The sequence below is a fragment of the Pseudomonas helleri genome, assembly GCF_001043025.1.
GTDB classification, from domain to species: domain Bacteria; phylum Pseudomonadota; class Gammaproteobacteria; order Pseudomonadales; family Pseudomonadaceae; genus Aquipseudomonas; species Aquipseudomonas helleri.
This window is the reverse complement of sequence record NZ_JYLD01000012.1, coordinates 100,506-125,266: the sequence shown is the minus strand read 5'-3', so window position 1 is coordinate 125,266 and position 24,761 is coordinate 100,506. Positions and strand designations below refer to the sequence as shown.

Genomic DNA, 24,761 nt, shown 5'->3' with positions numbered 1-24,761 from the left:
AAGCTGCAGATATACCGCGCATGGAGTTGCAACTCACCGACATGCATGAGCTGCTAGACGCAGATTGTGGTCAGCACAACAAGCGCCCGTTCTGCCGGTGATTGGACGAACTCTGCGAGAGGTTCTTTGCTGAATTTGCTTAGCATGGCAGGGGTTGCTGAAATTTTGCTTAAGCAATGCGGATTTTTTGTATAACTATATGAAATATATAGACTTTTAAGATTGATCGACACGATCCATCATGGGTGCCACAGAAAATCTTCTGGAGGGTTCTGAGCGCTCTATAACGGTGGTTTCAGCGATAATTTTAGTCATGATCTATCGTTCAAAAGTATGCATTTCCAGCCGCTTTATAGGCTTGATGTACCGCAGTGCAGCAAAGCCCTTAAATGATGAGGACTTAAGGCGAGGCAGGCTGGAATATGAAAGGCTGTGCGCTCAAGCTTCTGCTGAGGCGTAATGGCCGGGAGTTTATCAGGAATCGGAATTGCAATTGACTTAAGTAAACATTGAGCCTGTAGGAGCGAGCTTGTCTCGCGATCTTTTGATTTTCAAAAGCAAAAGATCGCGAGACAAGCTCGCTCCTACAATTTTGTTATGGTGACGGCTGAAATGAGTTTCAAAGCCTGTCGAGTCGAGTACCAATGATCATCAAATTGCCTCGCACTATTGAACAATTCATAGGTGGCGCCGCGCTGAGAGCCGACGAGATCGGTGAATCCCCCTGCGATGTTTATAGCTTCAAACGTGGTAACGATCGTTTATTTCTCAAGACTTGCCCGGCTATCTTGGCACCTACCACGTATAGCGTGTTACGAGAGGCGCGGGTCTTGTCCTGGCTCGCAGATCGCCTGAGAGTCCCTGAAGTGGTGGCTGTCGCGGAAAGCGTTGAAGGTGAGTTCATGATTACGCGTTGTGTCGAAGGGCAACCCCTTCAGGCGCGTATCAATGACCCGTCTTCGATCATCATGTTTTTTTGCGAGGCGGTGCGGCAGTTACAGGCTGTGCCAATCCACGATTGCCCGTTTGATTCAAGTGTTGAAACGCGTCTGCATGAGCTGGACTATCTGCTGGCACATAACTTGGGCGAGGATTGTTACAACCTGCAGCAGTGGCCTTACTTGCAGACTCCGCTGGATCTTGTCGCTCGCCTGCATAAAACGAAGCCGCCAGAGGACCGAGTGTTCAGTCACGGCGATCTGTGTGGGGCCAATGTGTTTGTCGATGCCCATGACACGCTGCACTTCATTGATTTGGGTCGTGGCGGGAGTGCCGATCGATGGTTGGACATTGCCTTTGTTCATCGCTTTTTGCGTAAAGACGTCTCTTTGGGCGTTGCCGGTGAGTTTCTAACTGAGTTGGGCGAGGGAGATGAACCGGCCAAGCGCGAGTTTTTCGAGCAGTTGGACGAATTTTTCTAGAGTTCCTCGCCATGGGCTCTGCCTGTAACACACCATAGAGCGATTTAGAAAATGCCAGACATTCAACGGTACAATTGTCTTGGCTTCCAAGCCTACCGAGTAGATGGGGCATAGACCCTTCAGTCGATTCTAGGGAATTTTCACGGTTGTACTTGCGTCGTGATAGTGGCCCTCATCATCAATCAGCGTGTAATTCACAGTCAGCTTGCTCTGAACATCAAGGCTAAAGGAGGCCAATGAATAGGGTTTGTCGCTTAAAGGAGGGGTCATCATGTCCAGCGTTTTGGCATTGGCGCGCTCTCGACCTTCATCCATTACACTCAGAGAGGAAAATGAGGCGTGATAAGGGGTGGGGTTGTGACATACCAAGATCCAGCCACCAGCGTGTTGCTTAAGGCTGAAGGTGAGCAATGTGGCCATTTTTTCCGGGGGAACAGGTAAGTTGGCAGGGCGGTAGAACACCTTCATTTGGGTGTTCATTGCCACAGCAACTTGAGTCGCAAGCATCGGGCCAATCGTTTTGGTGGGCGGGATCTCGTAAATGTTCAGCCAACTCACCGACTCGCGGTCTCTTGGAAGTGAGCTAGCATCTTGAACGATTCGCAAGCCTTGAATGGCGCCTGCTTGCAGCTTGAATACCGAGGGCAGTGCGACCATGGTTGACACAGCATTTTCCGGGGCTTGATTACCCTCGCCGTTGTCGAGCCAGGTTTGTACAACGACCGGATAGGTATTAGTATTGGCAAGCATCAGCGAGCGCTGTGTTTGCCCCTCGTGGAAGATCAGCCGGGTCCTTTCCGGCATGACGCCGGCATGAGCGCTTTGCAAAGCGCTCAGCATTAACCCTCCCCAAAGCAGCAATTGCGCACATTTTTTTTTATTCATTGTACTTTCACCAAGACATAAGCAGTTGCGTTGACTTTTCCCGGTTTGACCGTCAAACCGGGCAGTGCACTGAGGGTGGCAGTGATGGTCTGCGAATAATTGGTGAAGTTCTGCGTGTTGCTCCCATTGCTGCTCGCCCCATCCAAGACCGGGTACCAGCCACCGGAGGCACCGGTGCCGGTGTTGGACCAACCTAAAAAATTCATGGCAGTGCCGTCCTTTGCGTTGCGCAGGCTGATCCCGACACCCGTCGCAACCGACGGATCGCTGCCATAGCCGTTGGACAATAAGTGAGTGACTGCGCCGCCACTGGTCACAAGACCCATGGATTGGGCTTGGGTATAGGCGCTTTGAGCGACTTGAATACCGAGTGCTGTTTGATTGGTTGATGTTCCGGAATTCACCGCGTTATCGCATTCAAGATCAATGGTGAAGTCGCTGCTGCGCGTGGCTCCCTGGTTAAGCTCAGCGGCGGTGACGGGCAGGAAGGTGACGACAGGTGTGACGTTTCTGGCTACACAAGTGGCAGCGTAGCTGATTGACGCCGCCGAGCGCATGCCGTACCCAACGCCGTTTCGAGCGCCCCAAAATCTGTAGTATCTGCTGGAGTCTTCCCCGACCGAGTCGGACTTGATACCGCCACCCTGGAACTGGATATAGCCGTTGGGTTGTGTACAGGTGTAAGGATAAACACCACTACCACTGCTGGCGGCTGTTCCAGTGCAGTAATTTGAAACTGAGCCTGTCGTTGGAGGGAGACTTGACACACGAACGAGCTCGGCCTGGATCAAGCTCAAGTGTTTTGCCTTAATCTGGATCTTGTTGCCTACCGTGTCGTATTCGGTGATCCGGGCTTGCTGCCAGTAACGGGTGTAAACCTGGCCGGAATTGACATGAGTCAGCCTGATTGCAACATAAGGAAACCAGGTCGCAAAGTAATTAGGCAGACCATCGGCAGCCCCAATGTCCCAGAATCCGCCCACCCGATCATCACCATTAGTGGCAAAAAGTTCGTAGAGGTCATCAGCATCAGTGATATCACATTCCCACATTAATGTTTCACTGGTCAGTCCGGGGGCGGAAGCCGGTGAAATTACGATTGAACCTAGCACAGTGCCCACGGGCTGTAAGTGGGCTGATGTCAGGTTGATCCGGCCGAAGGTAAGTTGTGCTGTACTGTTGTCTCGTGTCTGGATGCCGGAGTAGATCCTGCTGCAGGTTGCCTGAGCGTCAGAAATGACTGCCCCGAACATCACGATAAGTGTGAGCGTTAATCGATAACGGGAAATCATCATTAGGGTGTTCTTTTTGTAAAAAGGGATCATGGGATGCGGCACTCGCTATTGATCTTGATCAGAGCCTGACTGACATCCTGTCGAGTCAGGTCGAAGTGCATGCTGCATCGTTCTTCTGGAGCGTCGCCCCAGCGTGCGACCAACGTGCCTTTGAGTTTGTCGGTCCGAAGGTAGGCCTGGCTGCCTTGGCCGACCATGCCAATTACGCTGTCGCTGTCATCCAGTACATCGGCTCCCATGGGCACCGCTTTGCCATCACTGCGTAGGGCTTTTACCAGAATTGCGTTGCCAATCACTGTATTGAACTTGACCTTGACTGCCGCCCCCGCATATGGAGCAACGCGTTGTTGGCCATTGCCGATTTCCGTCTTTTCACTGATACCTTCCGGGTTGATGACAACGGAGTTGTAGCGGTATGGCGTTAGTGACGGCACCAGTGCATACCCTCGGCTATCGATTGTGGCTCCGCTTGCGCTCATGACTTTGGCACCACTGGCACCCTTGGCTTCGATCAGCGCAAAGGTATCGCTCAAGTACGGGCCAAAAGTGATACCCCCCTCGTGCACTGCCAGAGCACCGCGGGCACTCCCTGAGGCCTGCCAGTAATCCTGACTTTTGGAGGCTGTGGCACTCAGAGAAGCGTTGGGCAGATATTTTTGAAGGCTGGCACTAAAAACGTTGAGCTTTTGTTGGGCATCGCGAGAGGCGTCAATGCCATAACTCAGCGACTGATCGTCGCTCTGAGTGCCTGATAACGAGGTTTGATACACATTGCCAGAGTCCGAGCTATGGGTGACCGAGGTACTTAGATAGGGCGTGTTAGGGCGACCGGGGCTGCCGAGCGGGAAAGACACGGACAGTAGTGTGACGGTTTCGCTTCTGCCGTCTGTACGAGCAATGCCAAGACCACCATTGGCGAATGTGTTGTCGAGCGGATCGTCATAGTGCCCGCTGCGGCGGTTCAGGTAACTGCCGGTAGTCTGTCGTGATGTTGTCAGGTTCAGGCTGATATTGTTACGCAGTGTGTTGGACCAGCCAAACTGTAACTGAGTGTCGCGGTCTCGACCATTGCGATAGTCTTGGGTCGAGCCCGACAGAAACACGCTGCCCATGTCATCAAGGCTTTGGTTAATCGACACTTCGAAGCGCGAGCGCTGCATGTAGCTTGTCGACTCCCAGGTTTCGTTTTTTCGAGTCGATCTGCGTACCCCTAAGACATCGCCCAAATCGCGATAGCCTTCAGTGGAATAGCGATACCCGGCTATTGATAAGGTAGTGTTGGTGGGCTGAAACGTTCGACTGTATGACAGACGTCCCATCCAGCCATCCAACTGACCGTCTCCGGGCAAGTCAGCCCGTGAGTACGTAGTATCCAGGCCGAATGCACCCAGGCTGCTGGAGTACACGCCTCCTACTACGAACGCCTGATAACGATCCGCGATTCTCAGGCCGCTGTTGGCGGTAATGCTATTGCTCAGGCCGATTTGGTAGGTCACCTCACCAAACGGATCGTGATCTCCGTTGTCTCGGGTTCGTCCCAGCGCCAAGCTGTAGCGAGACACGCCAGGGCGCAACGATTCTGGAACCGCCGAGAAGGGCACCGTAAACGTGCTGACGTTACCATCAGCTTCAATCACAGAGACTTCGAGGTCGCCGTTGTAGTTGGTTGAATAAAGGTCATTGATCTCAAATGGACCCGGCGTGACGGTAGTTTGATAAATATCATTGCCGTTCTGACGCACGATCACTTGTGCGTTGCTGGTAGCGACTCCTCGTATCGTGGGCGCATATCCGCGCTGTGACTCGGGCAACATGCGGTCGTCAGAGGCGATCTCAATACCGGTATAACTTAGCCCTGAAAAAAAACGCCCCGACGTAAACCCCTGGCCTGCAGTCAGGTCGCCCTTAATGCCAGGTAATGCTCGTTGGGCGTATGTACGGGTCGTATTCCAGTGCGATCCGTAATCGTTGTCATAACGCCAGTTTCCCTGTTGGCGCAAGCGCCATAGACCCACGTTCAAGCCACTGTTCAGGGACAGATAACTCGAATCTGTACTGCTGTTGTTTTTACCGGAGCGAGTCACATGATATTGGTTGGCGCTGTAATTGACGAAGCCCATAAGGCTGCCAGCATCAAGACTCTGTGTTGGCACGTAACCCCTTGGCGTGTTGATCATCAGGCTCTGCGGGATGCTTAAATCCAGTCTCAGTATCGAAAAATCGAAAGCCGTGGAGGCGCCGTGGATGGCCTGTGAGAGGATCAGGCATTGATTGTCGTCGGTGGTATGAATGGCGCTTTTAAGCACACCTGAAGACTCCAGCAGTTTCTCTGACAGACAGGGCTGGACATCGCCATTTCCCTGGCTGGCAAAGCGCAAGTCAACCCGATCTACAAAACGCCGGTTGATAAATAGATCGACTTTGTACTGCCCTGGTTCTACTGCGTTAATACGGTTGAAACGCGATAACGAGCCATTACCGAACATCATGTTGTCGTCGAAAACGTATGGGTCGTTAGCGCTCACTGTGGCAGGTTCTGCCAGAACCGGATCAGGGCACAACAAACTGACAGTGGTTAACGCCGATGCTCCTACCAGATCGCGTAATCCATATAAGCGTGAAACCTTAAAATCCTTTTTAAATACATAAACGCGACGCACAAGCATAAACACTCATCCCGAGCCATCAGTTAATAAGGAGGTCATTGATGACATCTGCACCGTAATCGTTGACTAACGTCAGGCGTAGCATGTCGCCTTTGCTGGCTGACGTATGAGTGGGAAGCATCCAGTTGACTTCACTCAGTGGCGGAATCATCACAGCCTGATTTACGGTAAGTGTTTGACCGCCATGGATCACCTTCGCGTCGCGCACGGTGGCGTAGTAACCACTGCGATTGCTGGCGACGATGGACCTGCCTTGCACTTTGAAGCTAAGTGATTTACTCAGTTCATCCGGGTTGCCCGCCAGTTGCTGAGGGCGGTAGAACAGTTTCATCCGGCTGTTCACGCCAACCAGCAACTTGTTGGCCTGTAATTCGCTGGCCTTGATGGCCGGCATTTGCAAGAAACTAAGATAAAAGAGTGTTTCTCTGTCTTTGGCTAACCTGTTACCAGTAAAGACCAAGCGAACAGTCTGTCCGGCATTCGGGTTAATACGAAAAATTTGCGGATTGGCAATAAAAGGTGAAGTGGTATTTTTCGGTTCATTATTGTCAGGATCGTTATCAATCCACATTTGCACGATATAGGGCAGTGCATTCTGATTGGTCAACTGCACGGTTTTTTCTTGCGCCTGAGCAGGGTATATCACTCGGGTGCCGGTCATGATGACACTGGCACTAACAGGATTCACTGAAAGTGCCAGGAGAGTTAGAGTGAAGGTCTGAGTTAGTTTTATTAGGCGTGACATGGCAATCCGCACACAACGTGTAAAGAGTAGGGAAGTTAGGGGGAGACAACTCTACCGGGCGTATTGCCCGGTAGAGTGGACTACTGTCTTACAGATAATCCAAAGCGTATTGCACGCTGGCTGTAACTGTACCCGCAGTGGCACCACCTGTTTCGCTGACATACTGCGCAGCGAAATCATGGCTGGTTTCAGTTTGCGCGCTGGGTAGAACCAGACCGGCCACCGAGGTGACCCCTTCAAGTACGATGGCCGTACCTGCAGGTGCGCTAAGCAATTGAATTTGTACGTTTGTGGCTGTACCTGAGCTGCCAAGGTTGCCAGCACTGGTCACGTTGTTGCCCAAGAATGCAGTTTTGATCGCCAGGGCTGTTGATGATGGGGCAGTGCAACCGCTGATGCTTACAGTGAAAGGGGTCTCTCCGGATTTGCTGTTCGCGGCACTCAACGATGTGGCACTCACAGTGGGTAGCAGGATCATCGGGCTGGCCGCATTACCATTGACTGCAACCGTACATGTTTGATCGGTGACTTGTCCGTTAAACGTGATGGTGTTTTGAGAAGCTGCGAAAGCCATGACAGGGAATGTAGCGGCGAGGATTAAAGCGATCCGTTTCATGGTGTAACTCCTGTGTGAGGTTTAGATGTACTCCTAAAGCCGGAAAGAGTTAAGAAGGCGTTTTGTCAAAATGCAAATATAAAATAAAATTTGTGTTGTCGTTGATAGTGTCTAGGCTGTGTGATTTGGCGAGGTGTTACTGAGAGTCTGCTGTGCTGTTTTAATCATTGTTTAAAGTGGGGGTGTTGCCGTGTGGTCAGTTGGGTTTTTTATCTAATTGCACAAGTAATGGAACTTTTTATCAGATCGGTAATACACGTTCGCGCTATGGGGCAATTCAAGACGTAGGCGATTTTTGAATATGGGAGAGTTGGTTTTTAAGCTAGATCGTCATCTCTTTCATGGGGGCCTGTTGCGGGGCTGTATGCAGTGTGACACACAGCCCCAACCTTTTTACTCAGGCAAGCTCATGTGCAATAACGGGAAGGGTCGTCCTTCACCGTCCAGTGGCGAACGCCCCGTTTGCACGAACCCGTAGTGCAGGTAGAACCCTACGGCCTGTGGGTTTTGCTCGTTGACATCCACGCTGAGCGTCGCGCGCGATGTACGGACATGGTCCAGCAGGGCTCGGCCAATGCCTTGGCCATGCTGTTGTGGGTCTACGAAGAGCATTTCCACATGGTTGTCACTCAGTCCAATGAACCCTAGTGGCCAGTCTCCAGTATTTGCCGCGACCCACAGCTCTACGGCTGGCAAGTAGCTGTCACGTAACTGCGGTGTCAGTGCTTCGATGTCGGATGGCTGCAAAAAATCGTGAGTGGCCTGAACTGCGCGCAGCCAGATGTTCAGCAACTGCGGATGGTCCACAGCGTTACCCTTGCGAATGATCATGAAATCATCCTTCTTCTCTTTAGGTCTGATGATGGGTGCGCCGGGCAGTGGCGACCGATTAAGAGTCGGCTTCAGGTATGACCGCTTCGCGAGTTAACGCCTGGGCGGTGCACTTAAGAGGGGCCGAAAAAGAATGGGCGGCCAATTTGCCGGGGCACGTTAAAGATGTCAAGAAGGTGGGTAGGGGCCGACCACTACCCAAGCATGATCAACTCGGCACCCTCTAGCAGCAGCGGACGCACGAGGATCTTGTAGCAATCGGCATCAAATGCCTGGCCGGTGCTTTTCGGTGCCTGTCTGGCTTCAGCTTCCGTGGCGTAGGTGCCGATGTAATGCCAGCCGTCCACGACGTGGTATTCCTCATGTTCACCGTGGCGCTCGTGCAGGGCGATTGCGCAGGGGAAGGGCCAGCGGTGTACGGCCCAGCGGGCAAGCGCGGTTAACAAGCGTTCGGTGTGGGCAGCATGGCTTTCATCACCTCTGCAGGCGCCTGCGCATTTGCCGATTTGTGCTCTGAAGCAACTGCGGCCCATCGCTTTTTCGATGCCGAGCAGGCTGTGGCACAGGCGCTGCTCGTCAGCGATCAGCATCAACGCTTCAGTGGCCATGCGCTTGTTGCGGAACAGCCCGTACAACGGGCTGGCGCCGGGCAAGTCTGTGGTGTCGATGATGTCTACAGCACCCTTGATGACGCGTATTGAGCACAACCGGCGTTGCTTGCGTAATCGCTTGTTTTTGAGGGGTTGCAGTTCTTTGATCAGGCGCGATTCCAGCAGCAGCGCGCCGATTTCTCCGGCGGTTTGCACATACTCGATTCTTTTTGCTTGGCGCAGCATGCGGGCTTCTTCGGGTGTTCGCAGGTGTGCCAGCAGTCGGCTGCGGATATCGACACTTTTACCGATGTACAGCGGCATCGAGTCGTCTTGCGCATAAAAGAAGTAAACCCCTGGCGCTCGCGGTGCTGCAGCGACTTGAGCGCGCAGGTGCTCAGGGTATTCATAAACAGGGGCGAGTGATGCAGGACGTATAGGCATGGTGGTTATAGTGCGGCATAGGTAACGGCATATGACAGCCGCCGGTCAGAATCGCTCCGGTGTGTGCGGCTAGAACCGGTCATGGAACCCGGATAGAGTTGTGCCCAATTGGAACGCAGAAGCTAAAGGACTGCCGATGAATTTGACGCCTGAACACTTTGTTAGCCTGGCAATGGGTAACCCGGTCAACGCTGAGCTCATGGAGCGCTTGCCCAAGCTGGGCGTTGAACAGTGCTTGTTGACGGCGGGCAGCCTGTTTCAGGCGGTCTGGAACCATCGCTCAAACCTGCCGCCGGCGTTTGGGGTTAAGGATTACGACGTTTTTTACTTTGATCAAGATGTGTCCTGGGAGGCGGAAAACGAAGTCATTATCAAGGCACGGCAGCTGTTCGAGGATCTGGGTGTGAACGTTGATATCAAGAACCAGGCCCGGGTGCACCTCTGGTATCCCGAACGTTTCGGCAGGCCTTATCCGCAGTTGTTTACCGCCCGTGACGGTATTGATCGTTATCTGGTGGCCGGGACCTGCGTGGGGCTTTGCGCTGACAGCGGCGAGGTGTATGCGCCTTATGGGCTGGATGATATCGGGCAGGGTCTGTTACGCAATAATCCGTTAACCCCGCAGCCTGATTTGTTTATGCACAAGGCCAGAAGCTACCAAGCGCGTTGGCCATGGCTGACGATTATCAATCTGTAGGAGCGAGCTTGCCTCGCGATCTTTTGATCGTTTAAAAGATCGCGAGGCAAGCTCGCTCCTACAGGGGGAACCGTTTTTATACGGGCGTTATTGGCGCATGCGGGTGGCTTTGCGCGAAGTATTTTTCATAGGCCCGGCAAACTCGCAGTACCTGGTCATCGGCAAAGCGTGCGCCGACCACATGCAGGCCTACCGGCAGGCCATTGTCGGCCAGCCCGCAGGGCACTGAGGCCGCCGGTTGTTGGGTCAGGTTGAACGGGTAGGTGAACGGGGTCCATTGCATCCAGTCGGTCAATGAGGACTCGGGCGGCACGTTGTGCCCGGCCGCAAATGCGGTAATGGGCAGCATGGGCGAGACCAGAATGTCGTAGCGCTGATGGAAGTCGTTCATGTGCGCGACCAATGCCGCCCGTGCTTCCAGCGCGGTGCTGTATTGCTCAAGGGTGATGCGCTCGCCAAGGCCGGCAATCCGTTGCAGCCCCGGGTCCATCAGCTCGCGCTGGGCACTGCTGAGTTGGCCGGCCAAGCGCGCTGCACCGGCAAACCACAGGGTGTTGAAAGTCTCCAGCGGATCGCTGAAGCCAGGGTCAACTTGCTCGACATGGGCGCCGAGTTCGGCCAGACGCTGCACCGCTTGGGCCACGACGCGGGCGACCTGCGGATCAACGTCGACATAGCCGAAGTTGGGGCTGTAGGCGATGCGCAAACCCTTGAGGTCATCGCTCTGTACAAGCCAGGGCGTGGTGCGCGGGGCGCCGATCAAGCCATCGCGGGCATCGGGCCTGGCCACGGTTTGCAGCATCAGCACCGAGTCTTCGACGGTGCGGGTCATTGGCCCCAGATGCGAAAGGATGGTCATGGAACTGGCCGGCCATTGCGGTACGTAGCCGAAGGTCGGTTTGATGCCAAATGTGCCGGTAAACGCGCAAGGGATGCGGATCGAGCCGCCGGCATCGCTGCCCTGATGCAGCACGCCCAGGTTAAGCGAGGCGGCTGCGGCAGCCCCGCCGGATGAGCCGCCTGCGGTCAGCCGGGTGTCCCAGGGATTACGGGTGATGCCGTACAGCGGGTTATCGGTGACGCCTTTCCAGCCGAACTCGGGGGTCGTGGTCTTGCCCAGCAAGACCGCGCCTGCCTTGCGCATAAAAGCACTAAAAGGCGCGTCAATCTCCCATGGACCTTGCGCCGTGGTGGTGCGAGAGCCTTTGAGTGTAGGCATGCCTTGAGTCAGGGTCAGGTCTTTGATCGAGGCCGGTACGCCATCCAGCGCACCGCAAGGCGTGCCCTTCAGCCAGCGCTGCTCCGATTCCCGGGCCGCCTGCAGCGCGCCTTGCGGGTCAACATGGCAGTAGGCGTTGACTGCCGGGTTGTAGCGCTCAATACGCAGCAGGGCATCCTCGACCACTTCCACTGGAGAGAGGCTTTTATCGCGATACCGGGCCAGCAGTTCGACGGCGTTCATCTGGCCGATGTCAGGTGTATTACTCATGATTGTTTACCTCCTTGCGCGGCATTGACCATGGCCCGCAGCAGTACTGCGCAGCCGTCAGCCAAGTCCTGTGGCGCCGCGTTTTCGATTTCGTTGTGGCTGATGCCGCCTTCACATGGCACAAAAATCATCCCGGCCGGGCCCAGCTCCGCGACAAAAATCGCGTCGTGCCCGGCGCCGCTGACGATGTCCATATGGCTCAAGCCCAACTGTTGCGCGCCCTGGCGCACGGCATCGACACACGCAGGGTTGAAGTCCAGCGGCGGGAAGTCAGCGGTCGGGGTCAGCTCAACACTCAAGCCGTGCTCGACACTGGCCACTTCAATGGCTTCGCGCACTTCATCCACCATGGCTTGCAGGTGATCGGCATGCAGGTGCCGCAGGTCGATGGTCATGTGCACTTGCCCGGGGATCACGTTACGCGAGCCTGGGTGCAGGGTCAGGCAGCCAACGGTGCCGCACGCATGGGGTTGATGCTGGTGGGCGATCCGGTTGACGGCGCTGACCACGTGCGCGGCGCCGACCAGCGCATCTTTGCGCAAATGCATGGGGGTAGGGCCTGCATGGGCTTCAACGCCGGTCAGGGTCAGATCAAACCACTTCTGGCCGAGGCAACCCATGACCACGCCAATCGTGGTGGCGCGGTCTTCCAGCACCGGGCCTTGCTCAATGTGCGCTTCAAAATACGCGCCCACCGGGTGCCCGAGCACCGGGCGGGTGCCAGCGTAGCCAATACGCTGCAACTCGGCACCGACTGACAAGCCTTGTTCATCGACTTTGCTCAGGGTTTCGTCCAGGTCGAATTTACCGGCAAACACCCCGGAGCCCATCATGCACGGCGGGAAGCGCGAGCCTTCTTCGTTGGTCCAGACCACCACTTCAATGGGAGCTTCGGTGGTCAGTTGCAGATCGTTCAGGGTGCGGATGACTTCCAGTCCGGCCATGACCCCGTAGCAACCATCGAATTTGCCGCCGGTGGGTTGGGTGTCGATGTGGCTGCCGGTCATGACCGGTGGCAGGTCGGGTTGACGTCCCGCGCGGCGGGCAAAGATATTGCCAATGCCGTCAACGGTCACCGTACAGCCGGCTTCTTCACACCAGCGCACAAACAGGTCGCGGGCCTGGCGGTCGAGGTCGGTCAGGGCCAGACGGCAGACACCGCCCTTGGCCGTGGCGCCGAGTTGTGCCAGGTCCATCAGCGATTGCCAAAGACGGTCGCGGTTGATCAGCGGCGCGTTGCTGTTGAAAAGGTCGGATAACACGATAGGGCTGTTCATGGACACGAGTCTCCCTTCAGGCGCTAAGGGCCAGGTAACGGTTCTTGATCGTTGGGTTGGCACGGAAATCGGCGGCGCTGCCTTCGTACACCACGCGGCCTTGTTCAAGCACGTAATGGCGATCGGCAAGCTTGTCGCAGACCATCAGGTTTTGTTCCACCAGCAGCACGGGCAAGCCGTCGTCCTTGATCTTGCGCAGGATCTTCACCAGTTCATCGACGATCACCGGTGCCAGGCCTTCGGTGGGCTCATCGAGAATCAATAGCTTGGGGTCGTTGACCAGGGCGCGGGCAATGGCGAGCATTTGCTGTTCTCCGCCGGACAACGCATGGCCAGCGTTTTTACGCCGTTCCTTGAGGCGTGGAAACATCGTGTAGACGTCTTCCAGCTGCCAGCGGCTGCTTTTGCGCTGGGCAATGCGCAAGTTTTCTTCAACGCTCAGCAGGCGGAAGATCCCGCGATGCTCCGGCACCAGGGCCAGGCCTTCGCGGGCGATTTCGAAAATTTTGCGCCCGACCATGTCCTGGCCGTTAAAGCGGATCTGCCCTTTGCGCGGGCAGACAACCCCAAGAATGCTGCGCAATGTCGTGGTCTTGCCCGCACCGTTACGGCCCAGCAAGGTCACCAGTTCACCGGGATTGACCTGCAGCGAGACGCCCTCGAGCACGTGGCTTTTGTCGTAGTAGGAATGGATGTTGTCGACGATTAGCATCAGGCGGCTTCTCCCAGGTAGGCGGTGCGCACACGCTCATCGGCGCGGACAAATTCAGGGGTACCCTCGACCAGGATCTGGCCGTGGCTCATCACCGTGATGCGTTGGCTGATGGACATCACAATGCTCATGTTGTGTTCGATCAACAGCACGGTGTGATCGCGGCCCAGGTCGCTGATCAGTTGGGTCATGATCGGAATATCGTCAATGCCCATCCCGGAGGTAGGCTCGTCGAGCATCAGCAGTTTGGGTTTGGAGCAAATCGACATGCCCACCTCCAGCACCCGTTGCTGACCGTGGGACAGTTCGCCCGCCAGGGTGTTGGCGCGCGCGGTCAATTGCAGGCGTTCGAGCACCTGGTCTGCCATGTCCAGGTGTTCACGTTTGCTGTCTACCCGGCGCCAGAAGTTCAGTGCGCCCAGCCCGTCACGGCCCTGAGCGGCAAGACGCAGGTTTTCCCGTACGCTGAGGTTCTGGAACAGACTGGTGAGCTGAAAGGAACGCGCCATGCCCAACGCAACCCGGCCATGGGACGGCTTTTTGATGATGTTTTTACCGCCAAACACAATCGCCCCGTCGGTGGCCCGGCGCTCGCCGGTCAAGCAGTGGAACAGGCTGGTTTTACCCGCGCCATTGGGGCCGATCACGGTATGAATGGTGCCTTGCTCGACCTTCAGGTTGACCCCGTTTACAGCATTGAATGCGCCATAGGACAGCTTCAGGTTCTCGGTTTCCAGCAGATAAGGTGTTTTAGCGCTCATGGCTGTTCCTCCTGAATCGGCAGGCGGCTTTTGCGCGAGCCTTTGATGCGTTCGAAAGCGCTGGTAAATCCACCCCACAAACCGCCGCGCATAAACACCACGACGACGATCAAAATGATCCCGAGCAGCATCAGCCAGCGCGGCCACAGGTCTGACAGGAAATCACCCAGCAGCACAATGGAACCGGCACCCAGCAAGGAGCCAAACAGCGACCCGGTACCCCCGACAATGGTCATGATCAGGATGTTTTCGGACATCATCAGGTCGATGTTGGACAGCGGCACAAAGTGCAGCAGCATGGCGTACAGCGCCCCGGCAACCCCGGTGACTGCGCCCGACAGCATGAACACCAGGATCTTGAAGTGACGGGTGTCGTAGCCGATGGCCGCGGCACGGGTTTCGTTCTCGCGGATCGCCATTAACGTGCTGCCAAAGGGCGAGGCAATCACCCGGCGTGCGCCAATGAAAATCAGCAGAAACAGCACCGCGACAAAGCCGTAAAAGTAGCGCGCATCACTCAGCGACATCAGCAACGTGTCGCCGATACGGATTTCAGGCCGTGGCACATCGAGCAGGCCGTTGTCGCCGCCGGTCCAGCCGCTCAGGGTGTAGGTCAGGAAGTACACCATCTGGCTGAACGCCAGGGTCAGCATCACAAAGTAAATACCGGTACGGCGAATCGCCAGGGCACCGACCAGAAACGCCAGCAAGGCACCGGCGATGGCCGCACCCAGCAGTGCGCTGAATAGCCCCCATTGCAGATGAATCATCAGCAAGGCGGCGCAATAAGAACCGGCGCCAAAGAAGATGCCCTGGCCGAAGGACAGCAGCCCGGTGTAACCCAGCAACAGGTTGCAGGCCAGCGCGGCCATGGCGAAGATCAGGATTTCAGTGGCCAGCGTGGCCGAGGGCAATACCAGTGGCAGGCCGATCAGCACCGCAATAACCCACAGCAGCATCGAGCGCGACTGGGTTTTGGCGAAGGGCAGGGGGTTTTTCTCGCTCATGTCAGGCTCTCCCAAAGAGGCCGTAAGGACGCAGCAAAATCACCACGGCCATCGCGCCGTAGATCATCAGGCTCGCACCTTGGGGCCAGATAGTTGTCATCAGGCTTTGCACCACACCCACCAGCAGACCGCCCACCAGTGCGCCACTGAATGAACCCATGCCGCCGATCACGACAACCACGAAGGCCACGCCGAGAATCTCCGGGCCGACAAAAGGCTGGGCGCCGCGCAATGGCGCGAACAGCACCCCGGCAATGCCGGCAAGCCCGGCGCCGAGGGCGAAGGTCATGGAAAACAGGCGGAAGATATTGGTGCCCAGCAGTGACACGGTTTCGGTACTTTCACTGCCGGCGCGAACCAGCGCGCCGAAGCGTGTGCGTTCCAGCAACAGCCACAGGGCAAAGCCCACCAGCGCCGAGAAGGCAATCAGGAACAAGCGGTAGTAGGGGTACACAAAGTCGCCGATTTCCACCACGCCGCGCAGTAACGGCGGCACCGCGACACTTTTGCCGACCGGGCCCCAGATCATCACGCTGGCTTCTTGAATAATCAGCGCGATACCCAGCGTCACCAAAATCTGGAACATGTGCGGCAGGTTATAAATGCGCTGAATCAGCACCCGCTCGATCACCCATGCGAGGGCAGCAACCAGCAGCGGTGCGATCAGCAGCGACAGCCAGAAGTTGCCGGTCAGGCTGACGGCGGTGTAGCAGAGGTAGGCGCCCAGCAGAAAGAACGCACCGTGAGCGAAGTTGACGAAGTTCAACAGGCCAAAAATGATGGTCAGTCCGACCGCAATCAGAAAATAGATCATCCCCAGGCCCAGGCCATTGAGAATTTGAAACATATAAAGTTCGAGCATGCAGATACCCTCTGCAGGCGGTCGTGGCTGACCGGCTGCGTGTAGCAAGTGCTAAATAGTCGGTGGTTTAGCTGAGTACGCAGCCGGTGTCGGCGACGGGGGCAAACGACTGACCGGAACTGACCACCAGCGCAAGATCGTCCTTGTCGGTCATTTCGCGCTCCGGTTTGCCCAGCATCAGGTAGTAATCCTTGATCACTTGATGGTCACCGGCGCGGATGGTTTCTTTGCCGGTCGGGCCTTCGTAGCTCAAGCCCTGCATGGCGTTTGCAACTGTGGGGCCATCGAAGCTGCCCGTGGCGGCGATGGTGTCGAGCATGACCTTGGTGCTGATGTAGTCAGCCGCCAGCGGGTAGTTTGGGTTGATGCCGTATTTGGCCCGGGTCGCCTTGACCAGCTCGCGGTTGAGCGGGGTGTCGACCTGATGCCAGTACTGGGCGCCGAGGTACACGCCTTCAAGCACATCACTGCCCAGCTCCTGGAATTGATCCAGCCCGGCGGACCACACCAGCAAAATTTTCATGCGCTCTTTCATGCCGAAATTCACGGCCTGACGCAGGGTGTTGTTCGACTGGCTGCCGAAATTGAGCAGCACCAGAACGTCCGGCTTGGCTGAAATGGCGTTGGTCAAATAGCCGGAGAATTCCTGCTCCTGCAAAGAGTGGTAACTGTTGCCGACAAGCTCCAGGCCATGTTCTTTGAGCACTTCCCGGGTGCCATCAAGCAGTGCCTCGCCGAACACGTATTGTGGGGTGATGGTGTACCAGCGCTTGGCCTCCGGCAGGCGTTTGATCAGCGGTATCAGGGTTTCACGCACCGCGCCATAGGTGGGCACGGACCAGCGAAACGTCGAACTGTTGCAGTCCTTGCCGGTGACTTCATCGGCGCCGACCGGGGTCATGAACACTCCGCCAGTCTTGTTCACTTCCTTGGCCACGGCCAGGGCAGACGATGACAGGGTGCAGCCTTGGAAAAACCGTGCGCCGTCCTGGCCAATGGCTTCCTGAACCTTGCGTACTGCTTTGCCGGCATTGCCTTCGGTATCAATCACCTTGTAGACCAATGGCCTGCCCAGCAACTGCGGGTATTGCTCGACGGCCAGACGCGAGCCCATGTCGGCAAACTTGCCGTAACTGGCAAAGGCTCCGGACATGGACTTCAACCCATAGAAGGTAAAGGGCTCGGCGGCGAAGGCTTGGCGTATGCCAAGCGGAAGGCTTAAAGCGCTGGCAGCAGCCAGGCCAGCTTTCAACAAAGTACGACGTTGCATGGGGTAACTCCCTGGTTTAATTATTGGCAGGAGTAGCAATGGCAAACGGCGGATCAGGTCCTGTGGGCAGGCCTTTTATTGGATAGGGGTGGAGCGCTTGCTAACACACGGTTACGGCAAAACGGTTCAGTGGTGGTGATCGAACTCCAGCAGGAAATGCGGATTGACCTGGCCTTCGAGGGCGGTCATGTGATGCTCGGCGTCGCACATGTGCTCGTGCATCAAGGTGCGCACTTGCGCCTCATCCTCGGCACGCAGGGCAACCAGTAACTGCTTGTGATAATCGAGGTTGGCGGCATCAAACTGCTTGCGTTTAGGTTTGTAGGCCTTTTTCAGGACCACCAGATCGCGCAGCAAATCGTTAAGAAACTGCGCCATAAAACTTAACAGCGGGTTAGGGCAGGCCCGGGCCAGCAGGGTATGAAACTCAAGCTCGGCCAAACGCTGCTCCCGCTGGCCGGCCTCGCTGTCTTCAGGGGCGCTGCAGAAATCTACGTTGGCTTGCAGCGCTTGATAATCTTCGGCGCTCAAACGCCCGATAACAGAAACCGCCAACTCGACCTCAATGACCTTGCGCAACTGATAGACCTGTTCGCCATCCAGATGCTGGAAGTGCAGGTAGTTACGCAAGGCACGGCTGGCCGGCTCAGTCCCGGCCTGATTCAGGTAGGCACCGCCGCTGGGGCCGGTACGGGTACTCACCAGGCCTTCGACCTCCAGCGCCTTCAAAGCTTCGCGGGCTGAGCCTTTCGAGCATTGAAAGCTTTCCATCAGCTCACGCTCAGTGGGCAGACGATCACCGGGCTTGAGTGCATCAGTCACGATCGAACGCTTCACCGATTCGACAATCACATCGGACAGCTTCTGGCGTTTGCGGCGAATCGGGCGATTAAGCATGTTTTCTATTTATCGTATTAATGCGGATAAATAGTAATAAATAGATCTGCGCAGGCGCAGTCAACCATCGACCGGGCGAGGTGTCGTTTTCAGAGAAAAGGGGTCGGGAATGGATATGGCTGTAGGAGCGAGCTTGCCTCGCGATCTTTTAACAGATCGCGAGGGTCAGGCGTCGTAGCGCAGGCAGTTTTTACTTAGCCGAAACAATGCTCGCCACCAGCTGTGGCTTGCAGTTCAAGTAAGCCGACGATTTGAGCCAGCGCTGGTCGGGGTACCAGGCAAACATGAACTGTCCGTTCTTGAGGTTGTCCACTACTTGGCGTGCTACTTGCGGGCGTACGGCAGGGCAGCCCTGGCTGCGGCCGATGCGGCCTTGGCGTTGGCTCCACAGCGGATTCACATAGCTGGCGCCATGGATCACGATGTCGCGGTCACGGGCCCGGTCATTGATGCCCGGCTCAAGGCCATCCATGCGCAAGGAGTAGCCGTTGGCACCCTGGTAGCTTTCGCGGGTACGAAACAGCCCGAGGCTGGACTGGAAGCTGCCTTCGCTGTTGGAAAAACGGGTGGCAAAATTTTCACCGGAGTTTTGCCCATGAGCGACCAGCTCACGCAGGACCAGCTTTTTAGAGGTCAGGTCGAAGATCCATAAGCGTCGGGCGGTTGAAGGCATGGAGTAGTCGATGACCGCCAGGTGCCGAGCTTGACTGGCACCGTTGTTAACGGCGCATTGCATGGCGCTGAGGGCGCTTTGCAGGACTTGCGGATTGAGTTCCGGAGCGGCCTTGGACAGGCTGTTGTAGAGCACCGGGGCGGAAGTATTGGCGGCGAACGCCGGGCTGCAGACTGAGCCCAGGGTCGCAGCGACCAGAAAAAGTCGTCGCAAAAAAATCAGCATATAAAGAAAACTTCCACATTAAATAAACGAATGACAATGCGCTGATCCAAGGGCCACCGCGATTTAGCTGCTAGCCTGACTGTATAGCGCGACAAGCAACACGGTGACCCTCACATAAAGGCCACGGACTGGAGTTAAGCAGTTGATCAAAAAACACGCATGTTACTTGACCCTGACCTTGCTCGCTGCGCCACTGGTCGCACTGGCTGATGAGCCGCCAGTAGAGCCGTCGAACCCGGTGCAAGTGGCGTTGACGCAACTGCCGCAAGCATGCCCGACCCTGGCAGGCAGTATTAATGAGCCCACACAGGCACTCCTTGAGGCTTTTTATCAGAGCCAGAATTACCAGCCAATCTGGGCCGACAAAGTGCGTTTGGCGACCTTGCAAGCCGCGTTGCCAACCCTGGCGGATGATGGCCTCGACCCACAGAACTACCTGTTGCCCAAGGGGCAGGACCTGTGCGCCGATATCGACATCAGCCGCCAGTACCTGCAAGCCCTGCAAGACCTGCATTACGGGCGCCTGCCGCAAGCGCGTTTTGAGCCGGTCTGGCATGCCAATGAAGTAGTACCTGACAGGCGCGAGATTCTGCCGATTGCCGAAGCCGGTTTGAATAACATCAGTGACGCCTTCGCCAAGGCGCGCCCTGCGTTCGAGCAGTACAAAAACTTGCGTCAGGTCTACGCCCGGCAACGTCTGCAACCGCTACCCAAATGGCCAACTATCGGCGACGGCCCTGTGCTGCGCCCCGGCATGCAAGACTCTCGCGTACCGGCCTTGGTGCAGCGGCTGATGAGTGAGGGTTATCTGGATCATAAAATCGCGACAGCGGATAACGTCTACAGCAATGAGCTGGTGTCTGCGGTTAAAAGCTTTCAGCTCAACCATTCCTTGCAGGCCGATGGCATCATCGGGGCGGGCACGGTTAAAGAGCTGAACGTCAGCCCGGCGACCCGCCGTGAACAGTTGCGGATCAACCTGGAGCGCTTTCGCTGGATGGCCCAGGACGTTGAGCCCTCCATGCTGCTGGTCAATGTGCCTGCGGCGCAGTTGACGGTGTATGAAAACGGCCAACCGATTTGGCAAACCCGTACTCAGGTGGGGCGTGCTGACCGGCAGACGCCGCTGCTCAAGTCGCGGGTCACGCGGCTGACCCTGAACCCGACCTGGACCATCCCGCCGACCATTTTCAAGGAAGACAAACTGCCGCAAATCCGCCGTGATTCGTCTTTTTTGAGTCGGCACGACTTGCAGGTTATTGACAGCAACGGGCAGCCCGTCTCGCCGCAGAGTATTGATTGGGACCGCCCCGGCAATATCCTCCTGCGTCAGGGCGCCGGGCCAAGAAACCCGTTGGGCAAGATTGTCTTGCGCTTCCCCAACCCGTTTTCGGTGTACCTGCACGACACGCCAAGCCAGGCGCTGTTCAGCAAAGGCCCGCGGGCATTCAGCTCTGGGTGTGTGCGCGTTGAGTCGGTATTCCAGCTGCGCGACGTACTGGTCACTCCGGCGGAAAAAAGCCGCACGGAAGACCTGCTCAGCACCGGCAAAACCCATGAGTTTCGCTTGTCCAACCCCAAACCGATTCTGATGACCTACTGGACGGCCCAAGCCGATAAAACCGGCAAAGTGATCTACACCCCGGACATCTACAACCGTGATCCGGCCCTGATAACGGCGCTGAGCAGTAAGCGCTGATCTAAACCCCTGTAGGAGGGGCCGCCCCGTCTTCGACGCCGCGCTGTCGCGCAGCAAACAGGCCGCCGAGTATCTTCAGCATCCCCCAATCGGTTCCCTCTCCTTCGGGAGAGGGCTAGGGTGAGGGGGCTCTTGACTTGAGTACATATCCGTTGCTGCGGCAACGGCCACTTAGGGTTCCGGCCTTACGCCGCGTCACTTTGCAAAAGCGGCAAAGTAACCAAAACGCTTTTGCCCCTACCCCTCGGTGCCTCGCTTTGGCTCGGCATGCCCTCACCACAGGCCTTGCTCCGTAGGCCCGCCGCGATCGGCCATCCATGGCCGTGTCGCGGCTAACCCGGCGTCCTGCCGGGTTACCCACTGCGCAAAACCTGCGTTCGGCCAGCGTGGTTTAATGGGGCCTTTTAGATCAAGATCAAAAGCAAGATCTAGATCAAAAGATCGCGAGCAAGCTCGCTCCTACAAAGACTTTAAAATCAATCACTTATTTTATGTTTGATAAGAGGGGTCGCCCCGTCTTCGACGCCGCGCTGTCGCGCAGCAAACTGTTATGTGTCTACTCTTATATTTGCGTGAGGCAGAGACCGTAGCCAGCACTGGTGTGTTTGCACCCGAATAAGAGAGTGGTCCGTACGGTATCGGCGTGGAGTCATTGTCGGCACGGCTTGCCGTGACCACGTATAGGAGAGTGAACCCTTTCGCCACCGTACAACTCGCGCACCAATATTTTTTACTTAAAAAACAATGGTTTATTTCATGTTTGATAGGAGCGAGCTTGCCTCGCGATCTTTTGCTGCTTTAAAAGATCGCGAGGCAAGCTCGCTCCTACACGTTACTATCCAGCTTCCGATATTGACCGTAGAGAGAACCCCCATGGCTCAATGGCCTGACTCGCGCTTTATCAATCTGGTTGGCATTAGCGTTCCGATCATTCAGGCGCCCATGCTCGGTGCTGGCGCCGATGTAATGATCGGTGTGGCAAAGGCGGGTGGTCTGGGCTCACTGGCCTGCGCCACGTTGAGTCATGATGCGATCCGTGAGGAAGTCGCAGCCTTTCGTGCGGCCACTGACCAGCCGTTCAATTTGAACTTCTTTTGTCACCAGGCCCCGGCATACGACGAGGCGCACATTCAGCGCTGGAAGGCGTTGTTTAAAGACTATTACGCCGAACTCGGCGCCGACTTTGACGCACCCACTCCGGTCTCCGTCCGTGCGCCTTTTGATGAGGCCACGTGTGCGCTGGTCGAGGAACTGCGGCCTGCGGTGGTGAGCTTCCATTTTGCGCTGCCGGCCCCAGAGTTGATGGCGCGGGTCAAAGCCACGGGCGCGAAGATTCTCAGCTCGGCAACCACTGTTGAAGAAGCACAGTGGCTCGAACGCCACGGTTGCGATGCCATTGTTGCCATGGGCAATGAAGCGGGTGGCCATCGGGCGATGTTTTTAACCACTGAGTGGACCAGTCAGATCGGCACCTTCGCGTTGGTCCCACAAATCGCTGATGCGGTCTCGGTGCCGGTGATTGCCGCTGGCGGGATTGCCGATGCGCGTGGTATCGCAGCAGCCTTTGCCTTGGGCGCAAGCGCCGTGCAAATCGGTACCGCGTACCTGTTTTGCCCGCAGGCGAAAATATCCAGACCTCATCACCGTGCGCTGCGCGAAGCCAGCTCCAGTGATACCGCATTGACCAATCTATTCACCGGGCGACCGGCGCGGGGCATTCTGAATCGAGTGATGCGAGAGATTGGCCCGATTAACCCGCAAGCCCCGGCGTTTCCGCTGGCTGGCGGTGTGTTGCTGCCCCTGAAAGCCAAATCCGAGCCTGCCGGCTCAGGCGATTTCATCAACTTGTGGGCTGGTCAGGCGTTCCCGTTGAGCCCTGGGCGCACGGCTGAGCTGTCATCGTTTGAGCTGACCCGCAAGCTGATCGACGACTATCAGGCGCGTTCAGCGGGTCAATAAGTCCTCGATGTTCGAGGCTGCGGCGCACATGCCGCAGCCTCTTTGCTTACCTAAGACTCAGGGCAAATGCAGCAACACGAAGTCGTTCTTGTCGAACTGCCCGGTCAATGCCGGAACGATATTGCCCAACTCGGTGCCTTGCAGTGCTTGATAGTCCTTGCGGTCCATCACGATCCATGCCGGCGCTTGCAAGGCCGTCAATTCAACTGCTGACTGGGTGAATACCGGCAGCAAGTCGCGGTCCACGTTAACCATGAACTTGATGGCCTTGGCGTCTTTGCCCATCCCATGCAACACCAGCGGCGCGGGTGCCTGGTCGATCAGGTGCAGGGCGTTGAGGGTGAAATCGCGAGTGTTGTAGGCGTTCTGCTCAGCCGGTTCGAGCACCAGAATGTAGCTGCTCCACATCGCCAATACCGCACACGCACCCAAGCCCACAGCGCGCAAATGTGCTTTGAACAGCAGACCCAGTGCGATGACCTGCAACACGCCCAAAATGATATAGATCGCGTTCAGGGGCGGTAGTTGGTCGGCGAAACGCTTGCTTGCGACCATCAGCCCGGCAATCAGCAAGGCTGGCAACACCAGCGCAATGGCCTGGATAAATACGCGCAATGCGGCGAATGCCCGACCTCGAACGCCTTGAAACGGGTACGCGGCAATAATCGCGGCCATCGGCAGCATCGGCAATATGTACCGGGCTTTTTTCGCTTGCGGGACTGACAGGCCGATCATCACGATCAAGCCGGCTGCGGCGCAATACTTGACCAGATGCAAGGCCGGGCTCGACGGCTTGCGCCCGGCGATCAAGACAACAACCAGCACCAGTACGGCCAATGGATAGGCGAGGGCGTAGTTACCCATGGAACTGGTGAAGTAGTAAAAGGGGCCGCTGGCGCCTTCAGAGCCGTCGATACGGCCAGTGACCTGCATGCGGATCACGTCTTGTACAAACGCTTGCCCGCCACTGACCCAGGCCAGAAACAACAGCAGGCCAATGCACAGCAGCAAAATCACCAGTGCCTGCAAGCCGACGCTGATCATGCGTCGCCATTGGCCGCTGAGCAGGAAGTAACTGCACAACATACCGGTCGGGATCACCAGACCAATCGGGCCGCGAATGGCAAAACCGAGGACCAGCAACAGCAGCAGCCAGAAGTGTCGGCGCGGTGCTTCAAAGTGATCGTGGGCATACGCCAGATAGAACGCGCCAAGGCTGACGGCCGCGAGCATTTGGTCCAGCGACACGGCGCGGGTTTCGGTGATGAAGGTCATGCTGAGTAACAGCAGAGCCACGCTGAGCAAGGCCCACGTCGTGGATTGCGGGGCTACCAGGCGATAGATCAGGGTCACAATGACCGAGCTGGCAATGGCGGTGGGTAGCCAGGCGGTGAGGCTGTTGACCTCGCCAAATGGCAACGACAGCAGCCAGGTAAACACGGTGGTGGTGGCGTTGTAGTCGGCGTAGGGCTCGCCATAGGTGGTGGGGAAAAAGCTTGGACCGTGACGCAGCATTTCCTTGGCAAACATCACAAAGCGCGAATCAAAGCCGATCGCCGCCTGGTGAATATCACCCACAATAAACAGCAGTAAGGTCAACGCACCCAGTATCAATGACTGTCGGTGCAAGGCACGTAAAACGCTGGGGGAAGAGAAAGCCGGCATGTCGAGTTTCCTTGACTCAATAGGGGCGTGCAGGGGCAAACAGTCGAATTTCATCCATAAAAAACGCCGCCATTG

General features: G+C 56.5%; 21 protein-coding genes. 4 read left to right on the top strand and 17 right to left on the bottom strand.

Annotated elements, in window-relative coordinates; genetic code table 11:
* The first annotated feature begins 644 nt into the window (after positions 1 to 644).
* Positions 645 to 1,421 (top strand): APH(3') family aminoglycoside O-phosphotransferase, encoded by a 777-nt coding sequence (locus TU84_RS19180; RefSeq protein ID WP_053225267.1) that lies wholly within the window; start codon positions 645 to 647, stop codon positions 1,419 to 1,421.
* A gap of 129 nt (positions 1,422 to 1,550) precedes the next feature.
* Here the strand turns inward: TU84_RS19180 and TU84_RS19175 are convergent, their stop codons facing one another.
* From TU84_RS19175 to cho, 7 genes are all read right to left on the bottom strand, one after another.
* Complete coding sequence (locus TU84_RS19175; RefSeq protein WP_048371820.1) at positions 1,551 to 2,306, bottom strand: fimbrial biogenesis chaperone; 756 nt, start codon at positions 2,304 to 2,306, stop codon at positions 1,551 to 1,553.
* Positions 2,303 to 3,601: a fimbrial protein gene (locus TU84_RS19170; RefSeq protein WP_048371819.1), complete on the bottom strand. Its 1,299-nt coding sequence runs from the start codon at positions 3,599 to 3,601 to the stop codon at positions 2,303 to 2,305. Before TU84_RS19170 ends, TU84_RS19175 begins: the two co-directional genes overlap by 4 nt.
* 26 nt (positions 3,602 to 3,627) lie before the next feature.
* On the bottom strand, positions 3,628 to 6,267 hold the full coding sequence (locus tag TU84_RS19165) for a fimbria/pilus outer membrane usher protein (RefSeq protein WP_082148766.1): 2,640 nt from the start codon (positions 6,265 to 6,267) through the stop codon (positions 3,628 to 3,630).
* Between the two features lie 19 nt (positions 6,268 to 6,286).
* Complete coding sequence (locus tag TU84_RS19160; RefSeq protein WP_053225266.1) at positions 6,287 to 6,928, bottom strand: fimbrial biogenesis chaperone; 642 nt, start codon at positions 6,926 to 6,928, stop codon at positions 6,287 to 6,289.
* A gap of 172 nt (positions 6,929 to 7,100) precedes the next feature.
* Positions 7,101 to 7,628, bottom strand: a complete 528-nt coding sequence (locus TU84_RS19155) for a fimbrial protein (protein ID WP_048371814.1) — start codon at positions 7,626 to 7,628, stop codon at positions 7,101 to 7,103.
* A gap of 393 nt (positions 7,629 to 8,021) precedes the next feature.
* On the bottom strand, positions 8,022 to 8,459 hold the full coding sequence (locus TU84_RS19150; protein ID WP_048371812.1) for an acetyltransferase: 438 nt from the start codon (positions 8,457 to 8,459) through the stop codon (positions 8,022 to 8,024).
* 194 nt (positions 8,460 to 8,653) lie between these two features.
* The gene (gene cho / locus TU84_RS19145) at positions 8,654 to 9,493 is read right to left on the bottom strand and encodes an excinuclease Cho (RefSeq protein WP_048371809.1); all 840 of its coding nucleotides are present in this window, start codon (positions 9,491 to 9,493) and stop codon (positions 8,654 to 8,656) included.
* 136 nt (positions 9,494 to 9,629) lie between these two features.
* Here cho and TU84_RS19140 point away from each other — a divergent pair, with 136 nt between their 5' ends.
* Positions 9,630 to 10,190, top strand: coding sequence for a nucleotidyltransferase family protein (locus tag TU84_RS19140; RefSeq protein ID WP_048371807.1), 561 nt, complete (start codon positions 9,630 to 9,632; stop codon positions 10,188 to 10,190).
* Positions 10,191 to 10,266: 76 nt separating this feature from the next.
* Here TU84_RS19140 and TU84_RS19135 read toward each other — a convergent pair whose 3' ends face one another.
* From TU84_RS19135 to TU84_RS19095, 9 genes are all read right to left on the bottom strand, one after another.
* Positions 10,267 to 11,679 carry an amidase gene (locus tag TU84_RS19135; RefSeq protein WP_048371804.1) on the bottom strand — a complete coding sequence of 471 codons (1,413 nt, stop codon included), beginning with the start codon at positions 11,677 to 11,679 and terminating at the stop codon, positions 10,267 to 10,269.
* Entirely contained in the window at positions 11,676 to 12,956 is a 1,281-nt protein-coding gene (locus TU84_RS19130; RefSeq protein ID WP_048371801.1) for a Zn-dependent hydrolase, read from the bottom strand. The genes TU84_RS19135 and TU84_RS19130 overlap by 4 nt, the downstream gene beginning before the upstream one ends.
* Before the next feature lie 16 nt (positions 12,957 to 12,972).
* Complete coding sequence (locus tag TU84_RS19125) at positions 12,973 to 13,668, bottom strand: ABC transporter ATP-binding protein (protein ID WP_048371799.1); 696 nt, start codon at positions 13,666 to 13,668, stop codon at positions 12,973 to 12,975.
* The gene (locus TU84_RS19120) at positions 13,668 to 14,429 is read right to left on the bottom strand and encodes an ABC transporter ATP-binding protein (RefSeq protein ID WP_048371797.1); all 762 of its coding nucleotides are present in this window, start codon (positions 14,427 to 14,429) and stop codon (positions 13,668 to 13,670) included. The genes TU84_RS19125 and TU84_RS19120 overlap by 1 nt, the downstream gene beginning before the upstream one ends.
* Positions 14,426 to 15,436, bottom strand: coding sequence for a branched-chain amino acid ABC transporter permease (locus TU84_RS19115; protein ID WP_048371796.1), 1,011 nt, complete (start codon positions 15,434 to 15,436; stop codon positions 14,426 to 14,428). Before TU84_RS19115 ends, TU84_RS19120 begins: the two co-directional genes overlap by 4 nt.
* A 1-nt stretch (position 15,437) precedes the next feature.
* Positions 15,438 to 16,298: a branched-chain amino acid ABC transporter permease gene (locus TU84_RS19110; RefSeq protein WP_048371794.1), complete on the bottom strand. Its 861-nt coding sequence runs from the start codon at positions 16,296 to 16,298 to the stop codon at positions 15,438 to 15,440.
* A 67-nt stretch (positions 16,299 to 16,365) separates the two neighbouring features.
* Positions 16,366 to 17,568, bottom strand: a complete 1,203-nt coding sequence (locus TU84_RS19105; RefSeq protein WP_048371792.1) for an ABC transporter substrate-binding protein — start codon at positions 17,566 to 17,568, stop codon at positions 16,366 to 16,368.
* Between the two features lie 126 nt (positions 17,569 to 17,694).
* Positions 17,695 to 18,465 (bottom strand): FadR/GntR family transcriptional regulator, encoded by a 771-nt coding sequence (locus tag TU84_RS19100; protein WP_048371789.1) that lies wholly within the window; start codon positions 18,463 to 18,465, stop codon positions 17,695 to 17,697.
* A gap of 190 nt (positions 18,466 to 18,655) precedes the next feature.
* Positions 18,656 to 19,363 (bottom strand): murein L,D-transpeptidase catalytic domain family protein, encoded by a 708-nt coding sequence (locus TU84_RS19095; protein ID WP_048371787.1) that lies wholly within the window; start codon positions 19,361 to 19,363, stop codon positions 18,656 to 18,658.
* 142 nt (positions 19,364 to 19,505) lie between these two features.
* Between TU84_RS19095 and TU84_RS19090 the strand changes: the two genes are divergently transcribed.
* Together TU84_RS19090 and TU84_RS19085 are read left to right on the top strand one after the other, a co-directional pair.
* The gene (locus tag TU84_RS19090) at positions 19,506 to 21,062 is read left to right on the top strand and encodes a L,D-transpeptidase family protein (RefSeq protein WP_048371786.1); all 1,557 of its coding nucleotides are present in this window, start codon (positions 19,506 to 19,508) and stop codon (positions 21,060 to 21,062) included.
* Positions 21,063 to 21,935: 873 nt separating this feature from the next.
* A complete protein-coding gene (locus tag TU84_RS19085) occupies positions 21,936 to 23,021 on the top strand; it encodes an NAD(P)H-dependent flavin oxidoreductase (RefSeq protein WP_048371784.1) in 1,086 nt (361 codons plus the stop codon).
* Between the two features lie 57 nt (positions 23,022 to 23,078).
* On the opposite strand, the gene TU84_RS19080 is transcribed toward TU84_RS19085, so the two are convergent.
* Positions 23,079 to 24,686: a phospholipid carrier-dependent glycosyltransferase gene (locus TU84_RS19080; protein ID WP_048371782.1), complete on the bottom strand. Its 1,608-nt coding sequence runs from the start codon at positions 24,684 to 24,686 to the stop codon at positions 23,079 to 23,081.
* Positions 24,687 to 24,761: the final 75 nt, after the last annotated feature.

What these genes read in the sequence shown, in the direction of transcription:
- TU84_RS19125 (WP_048371799.1), bottom strand. Translation starts at nt 13,668, where the DNA reads ATGCTAATCGTCGACAACATCCATTCCTACTACGACAAAAGCCACGTG.
- TU84_RS19170 (WP_048371819.1), bottom strand. Translation starts at nt 3,601, where the DNA reads ATGATGATTTCCCGTTATCGATTAACGCTCACACTTATCGTGATGTTC.
- TU84_RS19110 (WP_048371794.1), bottom strand. Translation starts at nt 16,298, where the DNA reads ATGCTCGAACTTTATATGTTTCAAATTCTCAATGGCCTGGGCCTGGGG.
- TU84_RS19180 (WP_053225267.1), top strand. Translation starts at nt 645, where the DNA reads ATGATCATCAAATTGCCTCGCACTATTGAACAATTCATAGGTGGCGCC.
- TU84_RS19080 (WP_048371782.1), bottom strand. Translation starts at nt 24,686, where the DNA reads ATGCCGGCTTTCTCTTCCCCCAGCGTTTTACGTGCCTTGCACCGACAG.
- TU84_RS19085 (WP_048371784.1), top strand. Translation starts at nt 21,936, where the DNA reads ATGGCTCAATGGCCTGACTCGCGCTTTATCAATCTGGTTGGCATTAGC.
- TU84_RS19140 (WP_048371807.1), top strand. Translation starts at nt 9,630, where the DNA reads ATGAATTTGACGCCTGAACACTTTGTTAGCCTGGCAATGGGTAACCCG.
- TU84_RS19175 (WP_048371820.1), bottom strand. Translation starts at nt 2,306, where the DNA reads ATGAATAAAAAAAAATGTGCGCAATTGCTGCTTTGGGGAGGGTTAATG.
- TU84_RS19095 (WP_048371787.1), bottom strand. Translation starts at nt 19,363, where the DNA reads ATGCTGATTTTTTTGCGACGACTTTTTCTGGTCGCTGCGACCCTGGGC.
- TU84_RS19105 (WP_048371792.1), bottom strand. Translation starts at nt 17,568, where the DNA reads ATGCAACGTCGTACTTTGTTGAAAGCTGGCCTGGCTGCTGCCAGCGCT.
- TU84_RS19165 (WP_082148766.1), bottom strand. Translation starts at nt 6,267, where the DNA reads ATGCTTGTGCGTCGCGTTTATGTATTTAAAAAGGATTTTAAGGTTTCA.
- cho (WP_048371809.1), bottom strand. Translation starts at nt 9,493, where the DNA reads ATGCCTATACGTCCTGCATCACTCGCCCCTGTTTATGAATACCCTGAG.
- TU84_RS19100 (WP_048371789.1), bottom strand. Translation starts at nt 18,465, where the DNA reads ATGCTTAATCGCCCGATTCGCCGCAAACGCCAGAAGCTGTCCGATGTG.
- TU84_RS19160 (WP_053225266.1), bottom strand. Translation starts at nt 6,928, where the DNA reads ATGACCGGCACCCGAGTGATATACCCTGCTCAGGCGCAAGAAAAAACC.
- TU84_RS19120 (WP_048371797.1), bottom strand. Translation starts at nt 14,429, where the DNA reads ATGAGCGCTAAAACACCTTATCTGCTGGAAACCGAGAACCTGAAGCTG.
- TU84_RS19150 (WP_048371812.1), bottom strand. Translation starts at nt 8,459, where the DNA reads ATGATCATTCGCAAGGGTAACGCTGTGGACCATCCGCAGTTGCTGAAC.
- TU84_RS19130 (WP_048371801.1), bottom strand. Translation starts at nt 12,956, where the DNA reads ATGAACAGCCCTATCGTGTTATCCGACCTTTTCAACAGCAACGCGCCG.
- TU84_RS19155 (WP_048371814.1), bottom strand. Translation starts at nt 7,628, where the DNA reads ATGAAACGGATCGCTTTAATCCTCGCCGCTACATTCCCTGTCATGGCT.
- TU84_RS19135 (WP_048371804.1), bottom strand. Translation starts at nt 11,679, where the DNA reads ATGAGTAATACACCTGACATCGGCCAGATGAACGCCGTCGAACTGCTG.
- TU84_RS19115 (WP_048371796.1), bottom strand. Translation starts at nt 15,436, where the DNA reads ATGAGCGAGAAAAACCCCCTGCCCTTCGCCAAAACCCAGTCGCGCTCG.